The sequence below is a fragment of the Variovorax sp. ISS6 genome, assembly GCF_056523145.1.
The window spans coordinates 5,755,315-5,776,191 of record NZ_JAWRZC010000001.1; the positions used below are offsets into that span (position 1 = coordinate 5,755,315).

The 20,877-nt window shown below is 70.9% G+C and carries 25 protein-coding genes; 20 read left to right on the forward strand and 5 right to left on the reverse strand.

Going from position 1 to position 20,877, the window contains the following annotated elements; genetic code table 11:
• Nucleotides 1-8: 8 nt before the first annotated feature.
• Entirely contained in the window at nucleotides 9-974 is a 966-nt protein-coding gene (locus tag AC1HIL_RS26605; protein ID WP_057596489.1) for a Bug family tripartite tricarboxylate transporter substrate binding protein, read from the forward strand.
• 24 nt (nucleotides 975-998) lie between these two features.
• Here the strand turns inward: AC1HIL_RS26605 and AC1HIL_RS26610 are convergent, their stop codons facing one another.
• Nucleotides 999-1,703, reverse strand: coding sequence for a Crp/Fnr family transcriptional regulator (locus tag AC1HIL_RS26610; protein ID WP_479670420.1), 705 nt, complete (start codon nucleotides 1,701-1,703; stop codon nucleotides 999-1,001).
• 139 nt (nucleotides 1,704-1,842) lie between these two features.
• Here AC1HIL_RS26610 and AC1HIL_RS26615 point away from each other — a divergent pair, with 139 nt between their 5' ends.
• The 8 genes from AC1HIL_RS26615 to AC1HIL_RS26650 all read left to right on the forward strand — a co-directional run bounded on the left by AC1HIL_RS26615 (nucleotide 1,843) and on the right by AC1HIL_RS26650 (nucleotide 7,988).
• On the forward strand, nucleotides 1,843-2,349 hold the full coding sequence (locus AC1HIL_RS26615) for an ester cyclase (protein WP_479670421.1): 507 nt from the start codon (nucleotides 1,843-1,845) through the stop codon (nucleotides 2,347-2,349).
• 295 nt (nucleotides 2,350-2,644) lie between these two features.
• The gene (locus AC1HIL_RS26620) at nucleotides 2,645-3,694 is read left to right on the forward strand and encodes an MBL fold metallo-hydrolase (protein WP_479670422.1); all 1,050 of its coding nucleotides are present in this window, start codon (nucleotides 2,645-2,647) and stop codon (nucleotides 3,692-3,694) included.
• A 91-nt stretch (nucleotides 3,695-3,785) separates the two neighbouring features.
• Nucleotides 3,786-4,562: a GntR family transcriptional regulator gene (locus tag AC1HIL_RS26625; RefSeq protein WP_479670423.1), complete on the forward strand. Its 777-nt coding sequence runs from the start codon at nucleotides 3,786-3,788 to the stop codon at nucleotides 4,560-4,562.
• Nucleotides 4,559-5,359 (forward strand): transporter substrate-binding domain-containing protein, encoded by an 801-nt coding sequence (locus tag AC1HIL_RS26630; RefSeq protein ID WP_479670424.1) that lies wholly within the window; start codon nucleotides 4,559-4,561, stop codon nucleotides 5,357-5,359. Before AC1HIL_RS26625 ends, AC1HIL_RS26630 begins: the two co-directional genes overlap by 4 nt.
• Nucleotides 5,360-5,374: 15 nt before the next feature.
• Nucleotides 5,375-6,037 carry an amino acid ABC transporter permease gene (locus AC1HIL_RS26635; protein ID WP_479670425.1) on the forward strand — a complete coding sequence of 221 codons (663 nt, stop codon included), beginning with the start codon at nucleotides 5,375-5,377 and terminating at the stop codon, nucleotides 6,035-6,037.
• Nucleotides 6,038-6,044: 7 nt separating this feature from the next.
• Nucleotides 6,045-6,698: an amino acid ABC transporter permease gene (locus tag AC1HIL_RS26640; RefSeq protein ID WP_413762824.1), complete on the forward strand. Its 654-nt coding sequence runs from the start codon at nucleotides 6,045-6,047 to the stop codon at nucleotides 6,696-6,698.
• Entirely contained in the window at nucleotides 6,682-7,464 is a 783-nt protein-coding gene (locus AC1HIL_RS26645) for an amino acid ABC transporter ATP-binding protein (RefSeq protein ID WP_057596481.1), read from the forward strand. Before AC1HIL_RS26640 ends, AC1HIL_RS26645 begins: the two co-directional genes overlap by 17 nt.
• A gap of 38 nt (nucleotides 7,465-7,502) precedes the next feature.
• On the forward strand, nucleotides 7,503-7,988 hold the full coding sequence (locus AC1HIL_RS26650) for an N-acetyltransferase family protein (protein ID WP_479670426.1): 486 nt from the start codon (nucleotides 7,503-7,505) through the stop codon (nucleotides 7,986-7,988).
• A gap of 3 nt (nucleotides 7,989-7,991) precedes the next feature.
• Here AC1HIL_RS26650 and AC1HIL_RS26655 read toward each other — a convergent pair whose 3' ends face one another.
• The 3 genes from AC1HIL_RS26655 to AC1HIL_RS26665 are packed head-to-tail and all read right to left on the reverse strand — an operon-like array spanning nucleotide 7,992 to nucleotide 10,984.
• Nucleotides 7,992-9,215 (reverse strand): CaiB/BaiF CoA transferase family protein, encoded by a 1,224-nt coding sequence (locus AC1HIL_RS26655; RefSeq protein WP_479670427.1) that lies wholly within the window; start codon nucleotides 9,213-9,215, stop codon nucleotides 7,992-7,994.
• A gap of 14 nt (nucleotides 9,216-9,229) precedes the next feature.
• Nucleotides 9,230-10,021: an enoyl-CoA hydratase/isomerase family protein gene (locus tag AC1HIL_RS26660; protein WP_261214503.1), complete on the reverse strand. Its 792-nt coding sequence runs from the start codon at nucleotides 10,019-10,021 to the stop codon at nucleotides 9,230-9,232.
• 48 nt (nucleotides 10,022-10,069) lie between these two features.
• On the reverse strand, nucleotides 10,070-10,984 hold the full coding sequence (locus tag AC1HIL_RS26665) for a tripartite tricarboxylate transporter substrate-binding protein (RefSeq protein ID WP_479670428.1): 915 nt from the start codon (nucleotides 10,982-10,984) through the stop codon (nucleotides 10,070-10,072).
• A gap of 128 nt (nucleotides 10,985-11,112) precedes the next feature.
• Here AC1HIL_RS26665 and AC1HIL_RS26670 point away from each other — a divergent pair, with 128 nt between their 5' ends.
• The 10 genes from AC1HIL_RS26670 to AC1HIL_RS26715 all read left to right on the forward strand — a co-directional run bounded on the left by AC1HIL_RS26670 (nucleotide 11,113) and on the right by AC1HIL_RS26715 (nucleotide 18,496).
• Nucleotides 11,113-11,799: a GntR family transcriptional regulator gene (locus tag AC1HIL_RS26670; RefSeq protein WP_057596476.1), complete on the forward strand. Its 687-nt coding sequence runs from the start codon at nucleotides 11,113-11,115 to the stop codon at nucleotides 11,797-11,799.
• Between the two features lie 97 nt (nucleotides 11,800-11,896).
• Nucleotides 11,897-12,463 carry a DUF1439 domain-containing protein gene (locus AC1HIL_RS26675; protein ID WP_479670429.1) on the forward strand — a complete coding sequence of 189 codons (567 nt, stop codon included), beginning with the start codon at nucleotides 11,897-11,899 and terminating at the stop codon, nucleotides 12,461-12,463.
• Nucleotides 12,460-13,482 (forward strand): glycerophosphodiester phosphodiesterase, encoded by a 1,023-nt coding sequence (locus AC1HIL_RS26680; protein ID WP_413762817.1) that lies wholly within the window; start codon nucleotides 12,460-12,462, stop codon nucleotides 13,480-13,482. Before AC1HIL_RS26675 ends, AC1HIL_RS26680 begins: the two co-directional genes overlap by 4 nt.
• A 26-nt stretch (nucleotides 13,483-13,508) precedes the next feature.
• Nucleotides 13,509-13,760 carry a hypothetical protein gene (locus AC1HIL_RS26685; protein WP_371268778.1) on the forward strand — a complete coding sequence of 84 codons (252 nt, stop codon included), beginning with the start codon at nucleotides 13,509-13,511 and terminating at the stop codon, nucleotides 13,758-13,760.
• A gap of 26 nt (nucleotides 13,761-13,786) precedes the next feature.
• Complete coding sequence (locus AC1HIL_RS26690; protein ID WP_479670430.1) at nucleotides 13,787-14,206, forward strand: hypothetical protein; 420 nt, start codon at nucleotides 13,787-13,789, stop codon at nucleotides 14,204-14,206.
• Between the two features lie 77 nt (nucleotides 14,207-14,283).
• Nucleotides 14,284-15,765 (forward strand): TolC family protein, encoded by a 1,482-nt coding sequence (locus AC1HIL_RS26695; protein WP_479670431.1) that lies wholly within the window; start codon nucleotides 14,284-14,286, stop codon nucleotides 15,763-15,765.
• A gap of 1 nt (nucleotide 15,766) precedes the next feature.
• Nucleotides 15,767-17,152: a multicopper oxidase family protein gene (locus tag AC1HIL_RS26700; protein ID WP_479670432.1), complete on the forward strand. Its 1,386-nt coding sequence runs from the start codon at nucleotides 15,767-15,769 to the stop codon at nucleotides 17,150-17,152.
• A gap of 37 nt (nucleotides 17,153-17,189) precedes the next feature.
• Nucleotides 17,190-17,696, forward strand: a complete 507-nt coding sequence (locus tag AC1HIL_RS26705) for a cupredoxin domain-containing protein (RefSeq protein WP_479670433.1) — start codon at nucleotides 17,190-17,192, stop codon at nucleotides 17,694-17,696.
• Nucleotides 17,697-17,720: 24 nt separating this feature from the next.
• Complete coding sequence (locus tag AC1HIL_RS26710; RefSeq protein WP_057597374.1) at nucleotides 17,721-18,170, forward strand: DUF411 domain-containing protein; 450 nt, start codon at nucleotides 17,721-17,723, stop codon at nucleotides 18,168-18,170.
• A gap of 35 nt (nucleotides 18,171-18,205) precedes the next feature.
• A complete protein-coding gene (locus AC1HIL_RS26715) occupies nucleotides 18,206-18,496 on the forward strand; it encodes a copper-binding protein (protein WP_057597373.1) in 291 nt (96 codons plus the stop codon).
• On the opposite strand, the gene AC1HIL_RS26720 is transcribed toward AC1HIL_RS26715, so the two are convergent.
• On the reverse strand, nucleotides 18,493-19,791 hold the full coding sequence (locus AC1HIL_RS26720) for an NAD(P)/FAD-dependent oxidoreductase (protein WP_479670434.1): 1,299 nt from the start codon (nucleotides 19,789-19,791) through the stop codon (nucleotides 18,493-18,495). The two genes, AC1HIL_RS26715 and AC1HIL_RS26720, sit on opposite strands and share 4 nt — an antisense overlap.
• A gap of 47 nt (nucleotides 19,792-19,838) precedes the next feature.
• Here AC1HIL_RS26720 and AC1HIL_RS26725 point away from each other — a divergent pair, with 47 nt between their 5' ends.
• On the forward strand, nucleotides 19,839-20,873 hold the full coding sequence (locus tag AC1HIL_RS26725) for a P1 family peptidase (protein WP_057597371.1): 1,035 nt from the start codon (nucleotides 19,839-19,841) through the stop codon (nucleotides 20,871-20,873).
• Nucleotides 20,874-20,877: the final 4 nt, after the last annotated feature.

Sequence of the window (20,877 nt, forward strand, 5' to 3'; positions counted from 1 at the left end):
GACGGATCATGAACAACACCCTGCGGACCGCGCTCGCGGTCCTGTCGCTGGCCGTGGGCACGGCCGCCACGGCCGCCTTTCCCGACAAGCCGATCAAGGTCGTGATCGGCTTCCCGGCCGGCGGCCCGCTCGACCAGCATGCGCGCCTGCTGACCGACAAGCTGCAGGCGGCGCTGGGCCAGCCGCTGATCGTGGACTACAAGCCCGGCGCGGGCGGCTCGGTGGGCGCCGACGCGGTCGCCAAGAGCCCGGCCGACGGCTACACGCTGATGCTCGCGAACACCGGCGTGGCCGTGATCAATGGCGCGCTCTACAGCAAGCTGCCCTACGACACGCAGCGCGACTTCGTGCCGATCGCGCGCACCGCGATGCAGCCGCTGGCGCTGCTGGTCACGCCCAAGCTGCCGGTGCAGAACCTCAGGCAGTTCATCGACTACGCGAAGGCGCGTCCGGGCCAGGTCAACTACGGCTCGGCCGGCAACGGCGGCATCAGCCACCTGGTGCCCGAGATGTTCAAGACCGCGACCGGCATCTTCATGGTGCACATCCCCTACCGCGGCAGCGCGCCGGCCTTCACCGACCTGATGGGCGGGCAGGTGCAGTTCATGGCCGAATCGATCCCGCAGGCCGCCAACTACCACAAGCAGGGCAAGGTGCGCGCGCTGGCCGTGACCAGCCGCGAGCGCAACCCCGCGCTGCCTGACATCCCGACCGTGGCCGAGTCGGGCGTGAAGGGTTTCGAGGTGGTGGGCTTCTACGGCTTCTTCGCGCCCAAGGACACGCCGAAGGACGTGGTGGCCAAGCTCAGCGAGGCCTTCAAGCAGGTGCTGACCAGCGCCGAGGTGCGCGAGCGCATGGTGAGCCAGGGCGCCGACCCGGCCTTCCTGGGCAGCGAGGAGTTCGCGCGTTTCCTGGCGACCGAGACGCCGCGCTGGCGCGAGGCGGTGAAGGCTTCGGGCGCGCGGATGGATTGAGCCGACGCACGCGGTCCCGGCGGCTCAGGGCGGCGTGGCCGCATGCCGCTCGAGCCGCGCGCGGTCGAGCAGCTCGATGCCGCGGTAGCGCACGCGCAGCGTGCCGTCCTCCTCCCACAGCTTGAGCTGGCGGTTCACGCTCTGGCGCGACACGCCGAGCATGAAGGACAGGTCTTCCTGCGACACGCCCAGCAGCACGGGGCCTTCGCCGGCGCCCTCGCGCGCGTCGAGCGCGAGCAGCCGGTGCGCGAGCCGCACGGGCAGCGGCATCAGGATCACGTCGTCGATCCAGGCCAGCGCCTGGCGCAGCCGCAGGCACACGAGCCGCGTGAACGCCATGTGGACCTCGGGCTGCGCGGCCACCAGGCGGTGGAAGTCGGCGGCGGCCACCACCGCCATCTCGGTGGGCTCGACCGCGCAGGTGTCGTAGACGCGCTCGCGCCCGACCAGCAGCGAGACCTCGCCGAACCAGTGGCCCGGTTCGAGCATCGCGATCACGGCCTCGCGCCCGCCGGGCGCCACCACGCTCACGCGCAGCGATCCCGCGACCACGCCGAACAGCGCATCGGGCGAGGAGCCCTTGTGGAACAGCGACTCGCCGCGCGCGAGCGTGCGCCGGTGCGCGACCGCCAGCAATTGCTGCTGCACGCCGGCATCGAGGCGCATGTCGCCGTTGTGCACGGGCGAAGGTGGTGCGCCGGGTTCTTCGGTACGCGAGAAGGTCGACATCTGGGGTTTGTACGGAGCGGCGATTGCCAACACCGGACAGTCTTGTTGGAGGGGCCTGCCGATAGTACGCAGCGCCCCCGGGACCGCGCATTCGCGCCAACCCGGGCCACCCACGATCCCTGTCGCATGGAGCCCCCCGATGACCCCCCTCACCGACCTGCAAGCCCGCCGCGAGCGCCTCGTGCTCGACCACTTCGCCGACGAGACGCGGCAGGACTTCGACGCGGTGCTCGGTACCTTTCCCCACCCTCACTACGAGCTGATCCCCAGCGGCGAGGTGCACGACGGCATCGCGGACGTGCGCCAGTACTACATCGACACGCGCCGCGCCTTTCCGGACCAGCGGCACGAGATCATCCAGCTGCGCCATGCCGACGATTCGGTGATCGTGGAGTTCTGGCTGCTGGGCACGCACCGCGGTCCGCTCAAGGGACTGCCGCCGACGGGCAACAGCTTTCGCTGCCGCATGAATGCGTTCTTCATCTTCGAGGGCGATCGGCTGGTGTGCGAACGGGTCTACTTCGACACGCTGACGATGTTGCGTCAATTGCTGGCTGGTGTTCCTGCCGAGATGGTGGGGGCGCTGGTGGGTGGGTTGTTGGGGCAGCCTGCTGCTGCTTCGAAGAGTGAGGTGATGGAAGCCTGAGATACGCCAGGGGCGCGTGCACAGGACAGCGGGTACTTCCCTCCGCGAATGTCCCCCGCCCTTCGGGCTCCTCCTTGATTTCGCTGCGGGAAGCACCCACTGCCCTGTGCACGAGAAGCGCAGCGGTGGTGCGGCCGGTTCGACCAGCGTGTCCAGGCTCACGTCGATGGGGTACTCCCCGCAGCGAAATAAAGGAGGAGGCCGCAGGCCGGGGGACATTCGCGGAGGGGAGTACCCCGTCGGCGTGAGCCCGTCCCCGGCCTCGACAAGCAAGCAAACAAGGGCCAGAAAAACCATGACCGACGAATTCGCCTCGTTGAACCACTTCAACGGCGCCCGCGACACCCCCATGCCCCAAGACCGCCTGCGCGCCATTCGCCACGGCGCCGAGGCATTGCGCGAGCAATTGCTGGACGACCCACCGGTTCACTTCGCCCGCAGCTTCGACCTGCTGCGCATCCCCTACCCCGCATGGTTCGCGTTCACCGGCGTGTATTCGCAGCAATTGCTCAAGCCGCACATGGTCCATCTGCTGGCGCGCATGGTGGTGGTCCAGTACGACGACTTCCAAGGCCGGCTGCGCACGCTGCTGTTCACGCCGGCCGACTTCGAGGCCGGCAACGAGACGCCCTACTTCAAGCGCCTGGCCGAGAAGACCCCGAAGTTCCTGCACAAGGCGATCGCCCCGGTCTACAACACGGTGCCGCAGGCGCTCGCGCGCTGCGGCATTTCGCCGGCGCAGGTCGACTACATCACCTACGACCACCTCCACACCCAGGACCTGCGGCGCTGGCTCGGCACCTCGGGCCTGCTGCCGAACGCCAGGCTGCTGGTGCACCGCCAGGAACTCGCGAGCGTGCGGGGCCTGCTGCCGGTGCAGGCCGAGTGGTACTGCCCGCACGGACTCGACGGCATCGCGGCCGAACGCATCGTGCCCTTCGACGGCAGCATCCAGCTGGGGCGTGGCCTCGCGCTCGTGCACACGCCGGGCCATACCGAAGGCAACCACTCGCTGGTCTACCGCACCGGCGACGGCCTGCGCGTGAGCAGCGAGAACGGCGTGTCGGCCGACAGCTGGGCGCCGCTCTCCTCGCGGCACGACGGCATCCGCCGCTATGCGAAGGCCACCGGTGCCGAGGTGATCCTCAACGGCAACACGCAGGAAGGCAGCACCGACCAGTACCTGTCGATGGTGCTCGAGAAGACCCTGGCCGGCACCTCGTCGTCACACGGCTTCAGCAACGTCGTGCCCTCGGCCGAATGCTCGCCGCACTGGCTGTTTCCGGGCGCGCCCACCAGCCACCTCTGGGGCGAAACCAGCTTCGGCACCCCGGTGCACGCCTGAGGCACCCGCACCACCGGCGCACGCCGCCGGCCCATTTCGGTGCACACATCTTGCATACCAGTTGGCACGGAAGCTGCTGGTATGCAGGCACATGGCCACCTCCGCTTCCGAAATCAGTGCGCGCATCGTCGAGGCGGTGATGGCGCAGAAGCTCGCGCCGGGTTCGCGCCTGGGCGAACAGCAGCTCGCGATGCTGTTCGACTGCAGCCGCACCATCGTGCGCGAGGCGCTCACGCGGCTGGCGGCGCGCGGCATCGTCACCGTGAGCGCGCGGCGCGGCTGGTTCGTGATCGAGCCCTCGCAGGACGAGGCGCGCGAGGCCTTCGAGGCGCGGCGCGTGATCGAGCTCGGCCTCATTCGCAGCGCCGGCAGCGCGGGCAAGCTCCAGAAGAGCGCGCTGCGCCAGCTGAAGACGCACCTGCAGCGCGAGAAGGCCGCGCTCAAGGAAAGCGACGTCGGCAATCGCAGCTTCCTGCTCGGCGACTTCCACGTCTGCCTGGCCGAATGCCTGGGCAACACGCTGCTGGCCGACACCCTGCGCGACTACACGGCGCGCACCACCTTGATCGCCATGCTCTACCAGTCCACGCACGACGCGGCGCAGTCCTGCGAGGACCACGTGCAGATCGTCGCGGCGCTCGAGCGCGGCGACCATGCCGCCGCCGAGGCCCTGATGGCCGAGCACATCGGCACGGTGCAGTCGGCCCTGCGCGTGCAGGCGCCCGCCGATCCGCTGGCCCAGCTGCGCGATGCGCTGGCGCCGCTGCAGAACACGGCCACCGCCCCACTTGCCAAGGGCAGCAAACGCGGCAAGCGCGGCGCCACCCCCGATTCCGATTCTTCGACTTACCTAGGAGCCCTGCTATGACCTTCTCTGCTTCCAAACGCCGCGTCGCCCTCGCGCTCGCTTCCGCCGCCCTGCTGGCCTCGGCCGGTGCCGCGCAGGCCCAGAACGCGCTCGACAACGTGCTCAAGGCGAAGACCATCAAGATCGCCGTGCCCACCGACTACCCGCCCTACGGCTCGGTCGACAAGAACATGAAGCCGCAGGGCCTCGACGTGGAGATGGCCGAGCTCATCGCCGCCAAGCTCGGCGTCAAGGCCGAGCTGGTGCCCGTGACCAGCGCCAACCGCATCCCGTACCTGCAGACGAAGAAGGCCGATCTCGTGATCTCCACGCTCGGCAAGAACGCGGAGCGCGAGAAGGTGATCGACTTCTCCTCGGCCTATGCGCCCTTCTTCCAGGCCGTGTACGCCGCCAAGAGCATGAAGCTCGCCAGCTTCGCCGACATGGCCGGCAAGACCGTGGCCGTCACGCGCGGCGCGATGGAGGACCAGGAGCTCAACAAGGTGGCGCCGCCGAACGTCGACTACCGCCGCTTCGAGGACAACAACGCGACCATCGCGGCCTTCGTCGCGGGCCAGACCCAGACCCTCGCGACCAGCGCGGCCGTCGCCGGCGACATGCTGGCCAAGAACCCGAAGGTCAGCGCCGAGTTCAAGCTGCTGCTCAAGGACAGCCCCTGCTTCGTCGGCATCGCCAAGGGCGAGACCGCGCTCAAGACCAAGGTGAACGAGATCATCGCCACGGCCAAGAAGGACGGCACGCTCGACGCCCTGTCGAAGAAGTGGCTCGGCAAGGCCGCCGGCGACCTGCCGGTCTGATCGAACGGCGCGGCCATGGGCATCGAATTCGACTTTGGCGCCGTGCTCGCCGAATGGCCGCTGCTGCTGCGCGGCGTCGCGTGGACCATCGGCCTCACGGCCGTGGGCACCGTGCTGGGCATGATCGTCGGCACCTTCTGCGCCTGGGCGCGCGCCGACGGCCCGCGCTGGCTGCGCGCCGTGGTGGGCACCTACGTGGAGCTGATCCGCAACACGCCCTTCATCGTGCAGCTGTTCTTCATCTTCTTCGGCCTGCCGGCCGCGGGCGTCAAGCTCTCGCCCGAAGTCGCCTCGGTGATCGCGATGGTGCTGAACCTCGGCGCCTATTCCACCGAGATCATCCGCGCCGGCATCGAGGCCACGCCCAAGGGCCAGATCGAGGCCGCCGTGAGCCTGGCGCTGAGCCGCTCGCAGGTGTTCCTGCGCGTGGTGCTGCCGCCGGCGCTCAAGAAGGTGTGGCCCGCGATGGTGAGCCAGATCGTCATCGTGATGCTGGGCTCGGCCGTGTGCGGCCAGATCTCGACCGAGGAGCTGAGCTACGCGGCCAACCTGATCCAGAGCCGCAACTTCCGCGCCTTCGAGGCCTTCATCGTCGCCACGCTGATCTACCTCGCGCTCTCGGTGGCGCTGCGGCGGCTGCTCGACTGGGCCGGCCCCCGCTTCTTCTTCGGCCGCTGAAACCGCCATGACCGATTTCTCCCTCTGGGACATCCTGCGCAACCTGCTGCTGGCGCTGCGCTGGACCGTCGTGCTATCGCTCATCGCCTTCGTCGGCGGCGGCATCGTGGGCGCGCTGCTGCTGTTCCTGCGCCTGCGCGGCGGCCGGGCCGTCGGCAAGGCCGTGGGCCTCTACGTGCAGCTGTTCCAGGGCACGCCGCTGCTGATGCAGCTGTTCCTGGCCTACTTCGGCATCGCCCTGTTCGGCATCGACGTGTCGGCATGGACCGCGGCCAGCGTTGCACTCACGCTCTACACCAGCGCCTTCCTCGCCGAGATCTGGCGCGGCTGCGTGGCCTCGATCCCGAAGGGGCAGTGGGAAGCCTCGGGCAGCCTCGCCCTGAGCTTCGGCGAACAGCTGCGCCACGTGATCCTGCCGCAGGCCGTGAGGATCGCGATCGCGCCCACCGTGGGCTTCCTGGTGCAGGTCATCAAGGGCACGGCGCTGGCGTCGGTCATCGGCTTCGTCGAACTCACCAAGGCCGGCAGCATGATCTCCAACGCCACCTTCCAGCCCTTCGTGGTGTTCAGCTGCGTGGCCCTGCTCTATTTCGTGCTGTGCTTTCCCGTGAGCCTGTACGCCAAGACCCTCGAGAGGAAAACCCATGGCCGCCGTGCTTGAACCGCAACAACAACCCGCCGTCGCGGTGGGCTCGCCGATCGTGCGCATCACCGCGCTGCGCAAGTCCTACGGCAGCAACGAGGTGCTCAAAGGCATCGACCTCGACGTCAAGCGCGGCGAGGTGATCGCCATCATCGGCAAGAGCGGCTCGGGCAAGAGCACGCTGCTGCGCTGCATCAACGGCCTCGAGGTGTTCCAGGAAGGCTCGCTCACCGTCGACGGCAAGCCGCTGCTGCACGAGAGCGCGATGGCGATGCGCGAGCTGCGCCAGCGCGTGGGCATGATCTTCCAGGGCTTCAACCTGTTCCCGCACCTCACGGTCGGCAAGAACGTGATGCTCGCGCCCACGCTGGTGAAGAAGCGCGCGTCGCTCGAGGCCGCCTCGCAGGCGCGCAAGCTGCTCACGCGCGTGGGCCTGGCCGAGAAGTTCGACGCCATGCCCGACCAGCTCTCGGGCGGCCAGCAGCAGCGCGTGGCGATCGCGCGCGCGCTGGCCATGGAACCGGGCGTGCTGCTGTGCGACGAGATCACCTCGGCGCTCGACCCCGAACTCGTCGGCGAGGTGCTGCGCGTGGTGGAGTCGCTGGCCGACGAGGGCATGACCCTGCTGATGGTCACGCACGAGATGAACTTCGCGCGCAAGGTGGCCGACCGCGTGATCTTCATGCACCAGGGCCGCGTGCACGAGATGGGTCCGCCCGCCGAGCTGTTCGCGAATCCACAGACGCCGGAGCTGCGGCAGTTCCTGTCGTCGCTGCACGACTGACGAGGTGTGAGCCGGCGGGCCGCTATGCTCGGCCCCCCATGCAGATCGACCAAGCCCGCCCCGAGGAAGCCCCCACCGTCGTCGCCGTGCTGCACGAGGCCGCGCAGTGGCTGGTCGACGCAGGCCGCACCCTGTGGTCGGGCCCGGAGATCGCGCCCGCACGAATCGAGCGCGACTGCGCGGCGAGCGGCTACTTCATCGCGCGCATCGATGGCCAGGTGGCCGGCGTGGTCCGGCTCGACCTCGAGGATCCGTATTTCTGGCCCGAGATCGAGGCCGGCAGCTCGCTCTACGTGCACAAGCTCGCGGTGCGCCGCGGCTTCGCGGGGCAAGGCGTGTCGAACGCCTTGCTGGTGTTCGCGCGCGAACGGGCGACGGCGCTCGGCAAGCGTTACCTGCGGCTCGACTGCGTGGCCGACCGCGCGCCGCTGCGCCGCCTCTACGAGCGCTTCGGCTTCGCGCTGCACAGCGAGATCCGCAAGGACTTCGGCCTCTTCGCGCGCTACGAGTTGCCGCTGGGCTGAGCCTCAGGCCGCGGCGTGCTGTGCGATGACCCGCGCGCGCTGCAGCCGCTCGATCTCCTCCTCGCCGAAATCGAATTCGCGCAGCACCTCGTGGGTCTGCTCGCCCACGCGCGGCGCGGCCGAGCGCGCATGCGGCGACACGCCGTCGAAGTGCAGCGGCAGCCCGAGCGAGCGCGTGGTGCCGCCCTCGGCATGGTCGACCTCCACCACCATCGACACCGCGCTCGACTGCGGATGCTCGAGCGCCTGCTTCACGTCGTGCACCGGTCCCACCGGCACGCCGGCGCGGTCGAGGCGCTCGATCCAGTGGTCCGCGCCGTGCGGCGCCAGCGCCTGCGTGATCAGCGCCTCGAGCGCGGCCTGGTGCGCGAGCCGGTCGCGGCCCGTGCGAAAGCGCGGGTCGTCCACCCATTCGGGATGGCCCAGCACCTCGGCGATACGCTGCCAGTTGGCCTGGTTGCCGCCGCCGATCGCGATCGCGCCCTCGGCGCAGCGGAAGGTCTGGTACGGCGCGATCAGCGGATGGGCGGTGCCCATCGGCCGCGCGATCGCGCCGCTCGAGAAGTAGGCCGCGGCGAACCAGTACATCTGCTGCAGCGAAGCCTGCAGCAGCGAGGTCTCGACCTTGCTGCCGATGCCGGTGCGCAGCCGCCGCACATAGGCCGAGAGGCTGCCGAGCGCGGCCAGGATGCCGGCATTGATGTCGGCGACCGAGTTGCCGGGCTTGGCCTGCTCGCCGCCGAGGCTGCCGGTGACGCTGATCAGGCCCGAGAAGGCCTGCAGCACCAGGTCGAAGCCGCCCTTGTCGCTCAGCGGGCCGTTGGGGCCGTAGCCGCTGATCGAGCAGTAGACGAGGCCGGGGTTCGCGGCGCGCAGCTGCTCGTAGCCGAGGCCGAGCGCATCGAGCTTTCCGCGCCGGAAATTCTCGGTGACGATGTCGCAGCGCGCCGCGAGCCGGCGGATCACCTCCTGCCCGGCCGGCTGGCGGATGTCGACCGCCACCGAGCGCTTGCCGCGGTTGAGCATCACGAACGATGGCGCGAGCCCCGGGTCGTTGGGCCGTGCATAGCCGCGCGCATCGTCGCCGGCCGGAAACTTCTCGATCTTGATGACCTCGGCGCCCATGTCGGCCAGCATCAGGCCGCAGATCGGGCCGGCCATGATCTGCGACAGCTCGAGCACGCGCACGCCGGCCAGCGGCAGCGCGGCGGGGTCCGGTGGCGGCATTCCGTGCGCCACGCTCAATGGCCCTCGAAGCGCGGCGCGCGGTTCTCGGCGAAGGCCGCCAGGGCCTCGTGCAGGTCGCGCGTGCGCAGGCTGGCGACATGCGCCTGCTGCGCGGTGGCCTCGTCGTACTGCTGGCGCGCGGTCTCGTTGAGCGTGCGCTTCATCGTGACCAGCGGGATCGGCGCCACCGCGAGCAGCTCGTCGAGCCAGGTGCGCAGCTCGGCATCGAGCGCCTCGGGCGCGACCAGCGCATCGAGATAGCCCACGCGCAGCATCTCCTCGGCCTGGATCGCGCGCGAGGTCAGGAACAGCTTCTTGGCCGCGCCGAGCCCCAGCCGCGAGACCCAGCGGCGGATGCCGTGGCCGTAGTAGTGCAGGCCCAGGCGCGAGGCCGGCATGAACATGCGCATGCCCTGCACGCCGAGACGGAAGTCGCAGGCCAGCGCGAGGTCGGTGGCGCCGCCGTAGACCGGCCCGTGCAGCCGCGCGATGGTGACCGCGCGCGCGTTCTCGATCTCGTCGGTGAACTGCTCGAACAGGTTCTCGCCGGTGGCCGCGGCCTTGCCCAGACGCGAGAGGTCGAAGCCCGAGCTGAAGCTCTTGCCCGTGCTCGCGAACACGATCACGCGCACCGCGGGATCGGCGTCGAGCTGGCGCAGGTAGCCGCGCAGCACCGGCAGGTCGTCGGGCTCGATGCGGTTGTGGCTGCCGGGCCGGCGCAGCGTGATGGTGGCGACGGCGCCGTCGATGGCCAGCAGCGGCGGCGCGGCGGTGTCGGCCGCGGGATCCTGGAGGGTCGTGGTCATGCGTGAAGGTCCTTGGAGATGAAAAAGAAAAAAAGGGAAAGGAGCGGGTCAATCGAAATGGAGCTGCTGCTCGCGGATCACCTGGCCCCACTTGCGGAAGTCGGTCGCGACCAGCTCGGCGGCCGCCTCGGGCGGGCCGGCCTCGATGTCGCTGCCCGTGGCCAGCAGGCGCTCGCGCACCGCGGGCGTCTGCAGGGCGGCGTTGAGCGCCGCATTGAGCCGTCGCACGACTGGCGCAGGCAGGCCCTTGGGCGCGGCGAGCACGAACCAGCCCTGCGCGTCGTAGCCGGGCAGGCCCTGCGCGGCCACGGTCTTCACGCCCGGCAGCGCCGGCACCTCGCGCGCCGAGGTCACGGCGATGGCGCGTGCCCGGCCGCCCTGCACCACCGGCACGGCGGGCGCGATGGTGGCGAACGAGACCGCGACCGCGCCGCCCATCAGGTCGTTCATGGCCGGCGCCGCGCCCTTGTAGGGCACGTGCATCAGGTCGCTGTGGCTCGCGGCCTTGAGCAGCTCGCCCGCCAGGTGGTGGATGGTGCCGTTGCCCGAGCTGGAATAGGCCAGCTGACCCGGCTGCGCGCGCGCCAGCGCCAGCAGTTCGGGCAGGGTGCGCGCGGGCACCGAGGGATTCACCAGCACCACCAGCGGCGACTTCGAGACCACGCCCAGGTAACTGAAGTCGCTGCGCGGGTCGTAGGGCACCTTGCGCGCGTTCGGGATGATGGTCAGTGGCGCGCCGTCGATCAGGCCCAGGGTGTAGCCGTCGGGCGCGGCGGTCTTGACGGCCTCGGCGCCGATCGCGCCGCCGGCGCCGGGCCGGTAGTCCACCACCACCGGCTGGCCCAGCGCCTTCTCCATCACCGGCGCGAGGTCGCGCGCCACCGCGTCGGCCGCGCCGCCGGGCGTGTAGCCGAGCACCAGCCGCAGCGGGCGGGTCGGCGACCAGCTTTCCTGCGCATGCAAAAATCCGGGCGCACCCAGCAGAAATGCAGAACCAGCCGCCACGACCTTCCAAAGCAGTCTTGAAAACACCACACGTCTCCGTTTAAATATTTATAAACGAGTTCAGTATATTTTCAGATCACATCCGTATGCAACCCGGTAGAAGCCCCGTTGCCAGCCCGACGCTGGCCGAATCGATCCGCCTGTCGATCATCGAAAGCCTGGCCAGCGGCCTGCTGCAGCCCGGCCAGCCCATCGACGAGCGCGGACTCAGCGAGCGTTTCGAGGTCTCGCGCACCCCGATCCGCGAAGCCATCCTCCAGCTCGCGGCCCAGGGTTTCGTGGTGATGGAACCGCGCAGCGGCGCCTCGGTGCCGCGGCTGTCGATCCAGCTGCTGCGCGAGCTGCTGGAGCTGCTCGGCGAGCTGGAAGGCGCGGCCGCCAAGTTCGCCGCCAAGCGCATGCGCCCGGCCGAGAAGAAGGCGCTTGAAGAGGCGCTGGCCGCCTGCGCCGAGGCCTCGGCGCGCGACGACGCGCTGGCCTACCGCGATGCCAACGACCATTTCCACGACCTGATCTACGCGGCCTGCCGCAACGAGACGCTGGTCGACCAGATCCGCGCGCTGCGCACCCGCTGCGCCGCCTACACCGCCAACCGCTTCGATTCGCCGGGCCGCATGCAGCGCTCGGCGCGCGAGCACGCGGCCATCGCCGAGGCGCTGCTGCGCAGCGATCCGGCCGAGGCGCAGGCGGCGATGCTGGTCCACATCTCGATCGGCGGCAGCGACTTCGCGGAGTTCGTGAGCGGCTTGCCGCAGAACCTGTTGCATGCCTGAGGCGGCCGGTGACGTCCTGCAACCAATCGGGCGCGAACTCCCGCGCCTGTGGCAAGCTCCCACCGCCATGCAAAGCCGCCGCTCCATGCCCCTCTCCTTGACCCGCCCTACCCGCCGCCGTGCGCTGGGCGCCCTGCTCGGCGCCGCCGCTCTCCAGGCGCCGTTCGCCGCCTTCGCGGGCTTCAACTTCTTCACCAGCGAATACACCGCCAGCCGCGACGAGCTGCAGGCGCAGATCGCGCGCCGCTTCCCGGTGGCCGAGCGCTATGCCGAGCTGTTCACGGTCGGGCTGCGCGATCCGCAGCTGGGCCTGGACGCGGCCACCAACCGCGCCGCGATCACCGCCACGCTGACCATCGCGAGCCCGCTGCTCGGCGGCGCGCCGGTGCAGGGCACGGTGGCGGTCAGCAGCGCGCTCAAGTACGACGCCGCCACGCGCGCGCTGCGGCTCGACCAGCCCAAGGCCGAGCGCATCGAGCTGCAGGGCCTGGGCGGGCGCGATGGCGAGCGGCTGCAGCGCGTGGGCGCGCTGGTGGCGCAGGAACTGCTGCAGGGCCAGCCGCTGCGCACCTTCAAGCCCGAGGAACTCACCGTCGGGCGCAAGACCTACGAGATCGGCGACATCACGGTGCTCGCCGACGGCATCAAGGTGCAACTCAAATGACACATCGCAGACGCACGCTCCTGCTCGCCCTGGGCGCCACGGCCGCGCTCGCCGCGGGCTGCGCCGGCTTCACGCCCACGCCGCGCACGCGCTTCGACCTCGAGGCCCACCGCGGCGGCCGCGGCCTCGCGCCCGAGAACACGCTGGCGGCCTTCTCCAACGCCATCGACCTCGGCGTGACCACGCTCGAGCTCGACATCGGCCTGAGCGCCGACGGCGTGGTGGTGGTGTCGCACGACACGGCCCTCAACCCCGACCACACGCGCGACGCCGCCGGCCAGTGGCTCGCACCCGCCAACGGCCGCAGCGGGCCCACGATCCGCTCGCTCACGCTGGCGCAGCTGCAAAGCTACGACGTGGGCCGGCTCAATCCCTCGAGCAGCTACGGCCGCCAGTTCGCGCTGCAACTGCCGCGCGACGGCGAACGCATCCCGACGCTCGAGGCGGTGTTCGACCTGGTGCGCGCGCGCGGCCCGGCCGCGGCCACCGTGCGCTTCAACATCGAGACCAAGATCGATCCGACAAAACCCGACGAGACCGCCGCGCCCGAGCCCATGGTGCGCGCGCTGCTCGCGGTCATCGACAAGGCGCAAATGGCCGATCGCGTGACCGTGCAGAGCTTCGACTGGCGCACGCTGGCGCTGGTGGGCCAGCTGGCGCCCACGATGTCGCGCGCCTACCTGAGCACGCCGCGCACGCTGAAGGACAAGCGCTGGACCGCCGGGCTCGATGCCGCGAGCTTCGGCTCCACGCCGCGGCTCGTGAAGGCCGCGGCCGGCACCAGTGGCGGTCCGCTCGTCTGGTCGCCGGCCTTCGCCGACCTCGACGCGGCGCAGGTGAAGGAGGCACAGGGCCTCGGCATGAAGGTGCTGCCCTGGACCGTGAACCAGCGCGCCGACATGATCCGGCTGATGGACCTGGGCGTGGACGGCATCATCACCGACTACCCCGACGTGCTGCGCGACCTGGTACGCGAACGCGGGCTGCCGCTGCCGCCCTCGGGAAGGAGTGCCTCGTGAGCGCCGCGCTGCAACAGCTCGACACCATCGCCGGGCACATCGACGCGCTGCGCCGCCAGGGCGGCGGCCCCGCCGGCCTGCTGTCGGACCAGGCACGCGGCAGCGCCGCGCTGCTGGCCGCCCTGCCGCCGCGCTACGGCGAGGTGCTGCTGAACCTGCTCGACCGGCTCGAATCGAGCGCGCTGTTCAGTGAGGAAAGCTGCTCGTTCAGCCAGAAAGATTTGCTCGACAACCTGTCGCTGTGGGTGGACAAGGCCCGCGCGCAGCTCGGCGGCTGAGGCACGCGGTTTATCATCGGCCCTCCATGCGCACCCTGTTCCTCGCCCTCATGATCGCCTTGCTGCCAGTTCGCGGCTGGCTCGGCGACGCGATGGCGATCGAGATGGTGCGGCATTCGATGCCCGCGGCCGAGGCCGTCGCCGGCGCGGCACAGGCGGCCACCGAGGCGCACTGCCACGAGGCGGGCGACATGGCCATGAGCGCCATGGACGGCGCATCGCACGAAGACCACGCGATGTCCGATGACCATGGTGACGACGGCGACCACGCCAGCCACCAGGGTTGCGGCACCTGCACCGCCTGCCAGGTCTGCCACTCGGTGGCACTCGGCGGCACCGAACTCCCGGGCATCGCGCACGATGCCCCCCAGGCCGCCCCCGCGGCCCCGGCGGCTCGCTTCGCGAGCACCGAGCCCTTCCTGGGCCTGAAGCCGCCCATTTCCTGATCTCCCTGCCCGTAGTCCGTCCGCGGTGAGCCCTTGCCGGCTCGCGGCGTCGATCGTATTGCTCATGGAGATCGAGCGTGAACCCCATCGTTCGCCGGCACCTGGCCGGCCCCTTTCCCTTTCGCTGTCGAACAGCTGACGCGCTGCCCCGGCGCGCCCTCGCATTCGCCAGTGCCCTGTTTCTGGCCGGCTGCGCCAGCCTCTCGCCCGACGGCGGCACGGCCGACGTGCAGGCCCTGCTCGCGGGCAATCCCCTGATGGCGGGCCAGCCGGCCCAGCGCATGCCCGACGAGGCTTCGCGCAAAAGCGTCGATGCGCTGCTCGCCAGGCCGCTCGACGCCGAGGCCGCCGTGCGCATCGCGCTGGTCAACGGCCCGCGCGTGCAGGACGCCTTCGCCACCCTGCAACTGAGCGACGCCGACCGCGTGCAGGCCGCGAGCCTGCCGAACCCGGTGCTCTCGTTCAGCCGGCTGGCGCAGGGCCGCGAGCGCGAATTCGAGCGCATGCAGAGCTTCAACGTGATCGGCCTGGTCACGCTGCCATGGCAGGCGCGCTGGGCCGGCCAGCGCCACGAGGCCGCCAAGCTGCAGGCCGCGCAGAGCGTGCTGCTGCTGGCCGCCGACACGCGCCGCGCCTGGGTGCGCGCGGTGGCGGCGCAGCAGAGCGTGGCCTACCTGCGCGATGCCAGGGAGGCGGCCGAGGCCGGCGCCGAGCTCGCGCACCGCATGGCCCAGGTCGGCAACTGGAGCGCGCTGCAGCGCACGCGCGAACAGCTGCTGCTGGCCGATGCCGCGGCCCAGCTCGCGCGTGCCGAGCAGGCCGCCGTGGCCTCGCGCGAACAGCTCACGCGGCTGCTGGGCCTGGCGGGCGAACGCACCGCCTACACCCTGCCCGACCGCCTGCCGGCGCTGCCCCAGGCCGCGCCCGAGCTCGGCGACGTGCAGGCGCGCGCGCTGCGCGACCGGCTCGACGTGCGCTCGGCGCAGGCGCAGAACACGGCCGTGGCCGGCTCGCTCGGCCTCACGCACGCCACCAGCGTGATCAACGCGATGGAGCTGGGCGTGGTGCGCAACACCACCTTCGACAACGACGCCGACCGCACGCAGAAAACCAAGCGAGGCTTCGAGATCGACCTGCCCATTCCGATCTTCGACTGGGGCCAGTCGCGCAACGGCCGTGCCGAGGCGCAGTACCTGCAGTCGGCCGCCCGCGTGCGCGACGTGGGCGTGCTCGCCGCGAGCGAGGCGCGCGAGGCATGGCAGGGCTGGAACACCGCCTACGGCATCGCCCGCCGTTACCGCGACGAGGTACTGCCGCTGCGCAAGAAGGTCACCGAAGAGATGGTCCTTCGCTACAACGGCATGCTCGCCAGCGTCTGGGAACTGCTCGGCGAAACCCGCGCCAGCATGCTCGCGGTGAACGCGGGCATCGAGGCGCAGCGCGATTTCTGGCTGGCCGACACCGACCTGCAGCTGGTGCTCACGGGCAGCTCGCCCGGCGGCATGACGGCGCTGCAGACCGCGGCCGCCACGGACGCCCCCGCGGTGGGAGGCCACTGAAATGAACCGTCGAAACTTCTTCGCTGGCGCGGCAACCGCCGTCGCCGCCACCACCGTCAGCCGCGTATCGATGGCCGCGCTGCCCGAGCCCGTCTCGCAGGGCTCCACCGCCACCGCGCCGCCGCTGGTGCCACCGAACGGCCGGCCCTACAACCCCGTCGTCACGCTCAACGGCTGGACCCTGCCCTGGCGCATGAACGCCGGCGTCAAGGAATTCCACCTCGTCGCCGAGCCCGTGGTGCGCGAGATGGCACCGGGCTTCAAGGTCAACATGTGGGGCTACAACGGCCAGTCGCCCGGCCCGACCATCGAGGTGGTGGAAGGCGACAGGGTCCGCATCTTCGTGACCAACCGGCTGCCCGAGCACACCACGGTGCACTGGCACGGCCAGCGCCTGCCCAATGGCATGGACGGCGTGGGCGGCATCACGCAGCCGCACATTCCGCCAGGCAAGACCTTCGTCTACGAGTTCACGGCGCGCCGCCCCGGCACCTTCATGTACCACCCGCATGCCGACGAGATGGTGCAGATGGCGATGGGGATGATGGGTTTCTGGGTCACGCACCCGAAGGCCGATCACCCGCTGATCGAGAAGGTCGATCGCGACTTCTGCTTCCTGCTCGGCAGCTTCGACGTGGAGCCCGGCAGCGCCACGCCCAAGGTCAACACCATGACCGACTTCAACATCTGGAGCTTCAACAGCCGCGTGTTCCCGGCCATCGACACGCTCAACGTGCGCCGCGGAGATCGCGTGCGCATCCGCGCGGGCAACCTCACGATGACCAACCACCCGATCCACATCCACGGCCACGAGTTCGAGGTGACCGGCACCGACGGCGGGCCCGTGCCGCGCACCGCGCGCTGGCCCGAGGTGTCGGTCGACGTGGCGGTGGGCCAGATGCGGCAGATGGAGTTCATCGCCGACGAGGAAGGCGACTGGGCGCTGCACTGCCACAAGGCGCACCACACCATGGGGCCGATGGGCCACGAGGTGCCGACCATGATCGGCGTGGACCACAAGGGCGTGGCCGAGAAGATCAGGAAGCTGGTGCCCGACTACATGGTGATGGGCGACAAGGGCATGGCCGACATGGGCGAGATGGAGATGCCCATTCCCGACAACACGGTGCCGATGATGACCGGCACCGGCCCCTTCGGCTCGGCCGAGATGGGCGGCATGTTCACGCTGCTCAAGGTGCGCCGCGATCAGAAGCCCGGCGACTACCGCGACCCGGGCTGGTTCAAGCATCCGCCGGGCACGGTCGCGCGCGAAGTGCCCAACGCCAACGTGCCGCCGGCCCCGCGCGCGAAGGCACCGGCGCCATCGACCGCCGAGCCCGATGCCAGCGTGCGCAAGCCCTCGGGCCATGGCGCGCACCAGCACTGAACCCGCTCATCCCCTTTCATTTTTTGGAGTTCCATCCATGAACAAGACACTCGCACTGGTTACCGCCGGCCTCGCGCTCGCGGCCTTCGCCACCACCGCGCCGGCCCACGAGAACCACGTCGCCAGGCCCAAGGGCGCGGCCGAACTCGCGCCCGAGCAGAAGCCCTGGGGCATCGTCGGCAAGCCCGGCGCCGTGAAGCGCACCATCGACATCGCGATGGCCGACGACATGACGTTCACGCCCTCGGTGATCGAGGTGCGCGAAGGCGACACGCTGCGCCTGCGCCTGAAGAACAAAGGCAAGGATCTGCACGAGCTCGTGCTCGGCACCACGGCCGAGATCGAGGCCCACGCGGCCATGATGAAGAAATTCCCCGGCATGGAGCACGACGAGCCCTGGATGGCGCACGTGCTGCCGGGCCGGACCGGCGAGCTGGTCTGGACCTTCAACCGCGCCGGCGACTTCGACTTCGCCTGCCTGGTGAAGGACCACTACGAACTCGGCATGGCCGGCCGCGTGCGCGTGCTGCCCGCCGCCGGCTAATCCTGACAACCCAAAGGAGCTCCCATGCAAAGAAGACGACTGATGCTGGCCCTGGCGTCCACCGCCGCCCTGCCGTTCGCGGCGCGCGCCGCGGCGCCGATGGTCGAGATCTGGAAGGACCCGAACTGCGGCTGCTGCCAGGACTGGGTCAAGCACCTCAACAGGAACGGCTTCGCCACGCGCGTGCACGACGAAGGCAACGCGGCCGCGCGCAAGCGCCTGGGCCTGCCCGAGAAGCTGGGCTCGTGCCACACGGGCCAGGTCGGCGGCTACGCCATCGAGGGCCATGTGCCCGCGCGCGAGATCCAGCGCCTGCTCAAGGAGAAGCCCAGGGCCGTGGGCCTCGCCGTGCCCGGCATGCCGGTCGGCTCGCCGGGCATGGACGGTCCGGCCTATGGCGACCAGCGCGATCCCTACGACGTGCTGCTGGTGCTGGCCGATGGCGGCACGCGCGTGTTCCAGAGCTATCGATGAATCCTCCGATCCCCTTGCAAGAAAGACCGACCGCCATGAAGAAGCTGTTCACCGCCCTGTGCGCCACCCTGTTCGCCGCTGTTGCCTTCGCGCAGGCGGCCCTGCCGCCCGTCGAGGGCGAGGTCCGCAAGATCGACACCGAGGCGAACAAGATCACCTTGCGCCACGGCGACATCCCCAACCTCGAGATGACCGGCATGACCATGGTCTTCCGCGTGAAGGACCCGGCGCTGCTCACGCAGGTGAAGCCCGGCGACAAGGTGCGGTTCACGGCCGACAAGGTCGATGGGGCGCTCACGGTGTTGTCGATCGCACCTGCGAACTAGGCGAAGCGCCTCGGATCGAACGGCGCCAGCGCGATCTCCGGCGCCAACCCTGCCATCGCCTGCGCCGCCAGCCGCCCGGTGCGCGCCGAGCCGCACAGCCCCACGTGCCCATGGCCGAAGGCCAGCACCACGTCGGCGCTGCCGGCGGCGGGGCCGATGCAGGGCAGGCCGTCGGGCAGGCTCGGGCGATGGCCGAGCCAGCGCTGCACCTCGGCCCCTTCGGGCGGCGCGTCGGCGAGCGCGGGAAACATCGAGCGCAGGTGCGCGTGCAGGATCTCGGCGCGGCGCCAGTCGGGCGCGGCCTCGAGCCCCGCGATCTCGACCTGGCCAGCGGCGCGCAGGCCGCCGTTCATCCAGTGCGCGATGAGCTTGCCGTCGGCCACCATCACCGGCGTGCGCGGGCCCACCGCGGCCTTCGGCAGCACGACGTGGTAGCCGCGCTCCGATTCCAGCGGCACCGGCGAGCCGGCCGCGGCGGCCAGGGCGCCCGAGCGCGCGCCGGCGCAGACCGCGGCGGTGTCGCAGGCGACCTCGCCGACCTCGGTGCGCACGGCGCGCAGCCGGCCGCCCTCGATGCGGAAACCGGTGGCGCGCGCGGCCACGCGATCGGCGCCGAGCGCACGCGCATGCGCGGCCAGCGCCGCCACGTAGGCGCCCGGGTCGCGGCAGTGGCCGGCCTCGCCGACGTGGATGCCCAGCGTGTAGCGCGCATCGAGGTCGGGCTCCTGCCTTCGCAGCTCGTCGGCGCCCCATTCGCTCCATCGCACGCCGGTGCGCGCACGCACGCGCCAGGCCAGCGCATCGCCCTCGAACTCGGCGCGCGAGCGGTAGGCATGCAGCAGGCCGCGCTGCTCGATCAGTTGTGGCACGCCGGCCTCCGTCGCCAGCCGCGCATGCAGCGCGGGCGCGTCGACCAGCAAGGTGCGCAACGCGTCGGCGATGCGCTGCACGCGCGCCTCGGTGGCGCCCGAGGCCAGGTAGCGCAGCAGCCAGGGCAGCGCGCGCGGCAGGTAGGGCCAGCGCACCGCCAGCGGGCCGAGCGGATCGGCCAGCCAGCCCGGCACCTTGCGCCAGGCGCCCGGCAGCGCGGGCGGCACCACCGAATGCGAGGAGAGCCAGCCCGCGTTGCCGTAGCTGGTGGCCTGCGGCGCGCCGGGCTCGCCCGGCTCGACCACGGTGACGCGCAGGCCCGCGCGCAAGGCCTCGATGGCGGTGGCGCTGCCGACGGCGCCCGCGCCGATCACCACCGCATGGCGCCGCGCGCCGGACTGGAAACCACTTCTTTCAACTGTCATAGCGCCCATCGTAGGGGCCGCGCGGCATGGTTCCATAATCGGCCGCCATGTCAGCCACGCCTTCCCACGCTTCCCCCTCCTCTTCCGACGGTGCCATCACCGACGTCGCCGGCATCGAGGTCGGCCACTTCTCCGACACCCGCCGGCCCACCGGCTGCACCGTGATCATCGCGCGCGAAGGCGCGGTGGCCGGCGTCGACGTGCGCGGCGCCGCGCCCGGCACGCGCGAGACCGACCTGCTCGCGCCCGGCAACCTGGTGCAGCAGGTGCACGCCGTGATGCTCGCGGGCGGCAGCGCCTGGGGCCTGGCCGCGGCCGAGGGCGCGATGCGCTGGCTCGAGGAGCGCGGCGTGGGCATGGACGTGCGCTTCGGCACCCTGCCGATCGTGCCCGCCGCGGTGCTGTTCGACCTGCCGATGGGCGATGCCCGCATCCGGCCCGATGCCGCGGCCGGCTATGCCGCCTGCGAGGCCGCGGGTCGCGACGCGCCGGCCGAAGGCAACGTGGGCGCCGGCACCGGCGCGCTGGTGGGCAAGCTGTTCGGCGTGCAGCGCGCGATGAAGGGCGGCATCGGCACCGCCTCGGTCACGGTCGGCGGCGTCACGGTCGGCGCGCTGATCGCGGTCAATTCGCTCGGCGACGTGATCGACCCCGATACCGCGCTGCCCGTGGCCGGCGCGCGCACCGAGGACGGCCGCGCGCTGCTCGACACGCGCCGCGCCCTGCTGCGCGGCGACCTGCCCAAGCCGCTGCTGGCCGGCACCAACACCACCATCGGCGTGATCGCCACCGACGCGGTGCTGACCAAGGTGCAGGCCAACCGGCTCGCGACCGTGGCGCACGACGGCCTGGCGCGCGCCATCAACCCCGTGCACACCATGAGCGACGGCGACACCCTGTTCGCGCTCGCCACCGGCCGCGTGCCGCTGGCGGCCGACGGCCCGGGCATGACGGTGCTCAGCACCATGGCGGCCGAGGTCGCCGCGCGCGCCACCCTGCGCGCGGTGCTGGCGGCGCGCTCGGTGACGGTCGGCGAGCTGCACATCCCCTCGGCCGCCGAGCTCGGCACCGCGCCGCGCTGACCTC

Coding starts and splice junctions, on each gene's coding strand:
- AC1HIL_RS26605 (WP_057596489.1), top strand. CDS start 9: ATGAACAACACCCTGCGGACCGCGCTCGCGGTCCTGTCGCTGGCCGTG.
- AC1HIL_RS26610 (WP_479670420.1), bottom strand. CDS start 1,703: ATGTCGACCTTCTCGCGTACCGAAGAACCCGGCGCACCACCTTCGCCC.
- AC1HIL_RS26615 (WP_479670421.1), top strand. CDS start 1,843: ATGACCCCCCTCACCGACCTGCAAGCCCGCCGCGAGCGCCTCGTGCTC.
- AC1HIL_RS26620 (WP_479670422.1), top strand. CDS start 2,645: ATGACCGACGAATTCGCCTCGTTGAACCACTTCAACGGCGCCCGCGAC.
- AC1HIL_RS26625 (WP_479670423.1), top strand. CDS start 3,786: ATGGCCACCTCCGCTTCCGAAATCAGTGCGCGCATCGTCGAGGCGGTG.
- AC1HIL_RS26630 (WP_479670424.1), top strand. CDS start 4,559: ATGACCTTCTCTGCTTCCAAACGCCGCGTCGCCCTCGCGCTCGCTTCC.
- AC1HIL_RS26635 (WP_479670425.1), top strand. CDS start 5,375: ATGGGCATCGAATTCGACTTTGGCGCCGTGCTCGCCGAATGGCCGCTG.
- AC1HIL_RS26640 (WP_413762824.1), top strand. CDS start 6,045: ATGACCGATTTCTCCCTCTGGGACATCCTGCGCAACCTGCTGCTGGCG.
- AC1HIL_RS26645 (WP_057596481.1), top strand. CDS start 6,682: ATGGCCGCCGTGCTTGAACCGCAACAACAACCCGCCGTCGCGGTGGGC.
- AC1HIL_RS26650 (WP_479670426.1), top strand. CDS start 7,503: ATGCAGATCGACCAAGCCCGCCCCGAGGAAGCCCCCACCGTCGTCGCC.
- AC1HIL_RS26655 (WP_479670427.1), bottom strand. CDS start 9,215: ATGCCGCCACCGGACCCCGCCGCGCTGCCGCTGGCCGGCGTGCGCGTG.
- AC1HIL_RS26660 (WP_261214503.1), bottom strand. CDS start 10,021: ATGACCACGACCCTCCAGGATCCCGCGGCCGACACCGCCGCGCCGCCG.
- AC1HIL_RS26670 (WP_057596476.1), top strand. CDS start 11,113: ATGCAACCCGGTAGAAGCCCCGTTGCCAGCCCGACGCTGGCCGAATCG.
- AC1HIL_RS26680 (WP_413762817.1), top strand. CDS start 12,460: ATGACACATCGCAGACGCACGCTCCTGCTCGCCCTGGGCGCCACGGCC.
- AC1HIL_RS26690 (WP_479670430.1), top strand. CDS start 13,787: ATGCGCACCCTGTTCCTCGCCCTCATGATCGCCTTGCTGCCAGTTCGC.
- AC1HIL_RS26700 (WP_479670432.1), top strand. CDS start 15,767: ATGAACCGTCGAAACTTCTTCGCTGGCGCGGCAACCGCCGTCGCCGCC.
- AC1HIL_RS26705 (WP_479670433.1), top strand. CDS start 17,190: ATGAACAAGACACTCGCACTGGTTACCGCCGGCCTCGCGCTCGCGGCC.
- AC1HIL_RS26710 (WP_057597374.1), top strand. CDS start 17,721: ATGCAAAGAAGACGACTGATGCTGGCCCTGGCGTCCACCGCCGCCCTG.
- AC1HIL_RS26715 (WP_057597373.1), top strand. CDS start 18,206: ATGAAGAAGCTGTTCACCGCCCTGTGCGCCACCCTGTTCGCCGCTGTT.
- AC1HIL_RS26720 (WP_479670434.1), bottom strand. CDS start 19,791: ATGACAGTTGAAAGAAGTGGTTTCCAGTCCGGCGCGCGGCGCCATGCG.
- AC1HIL_RS26725 (WP_057597371.1), top strand. CDS start 19,839: ATGTCAGCCACGCCTTCCCACGCTTCCCCCTCCTCTTCCGACGGTGCC.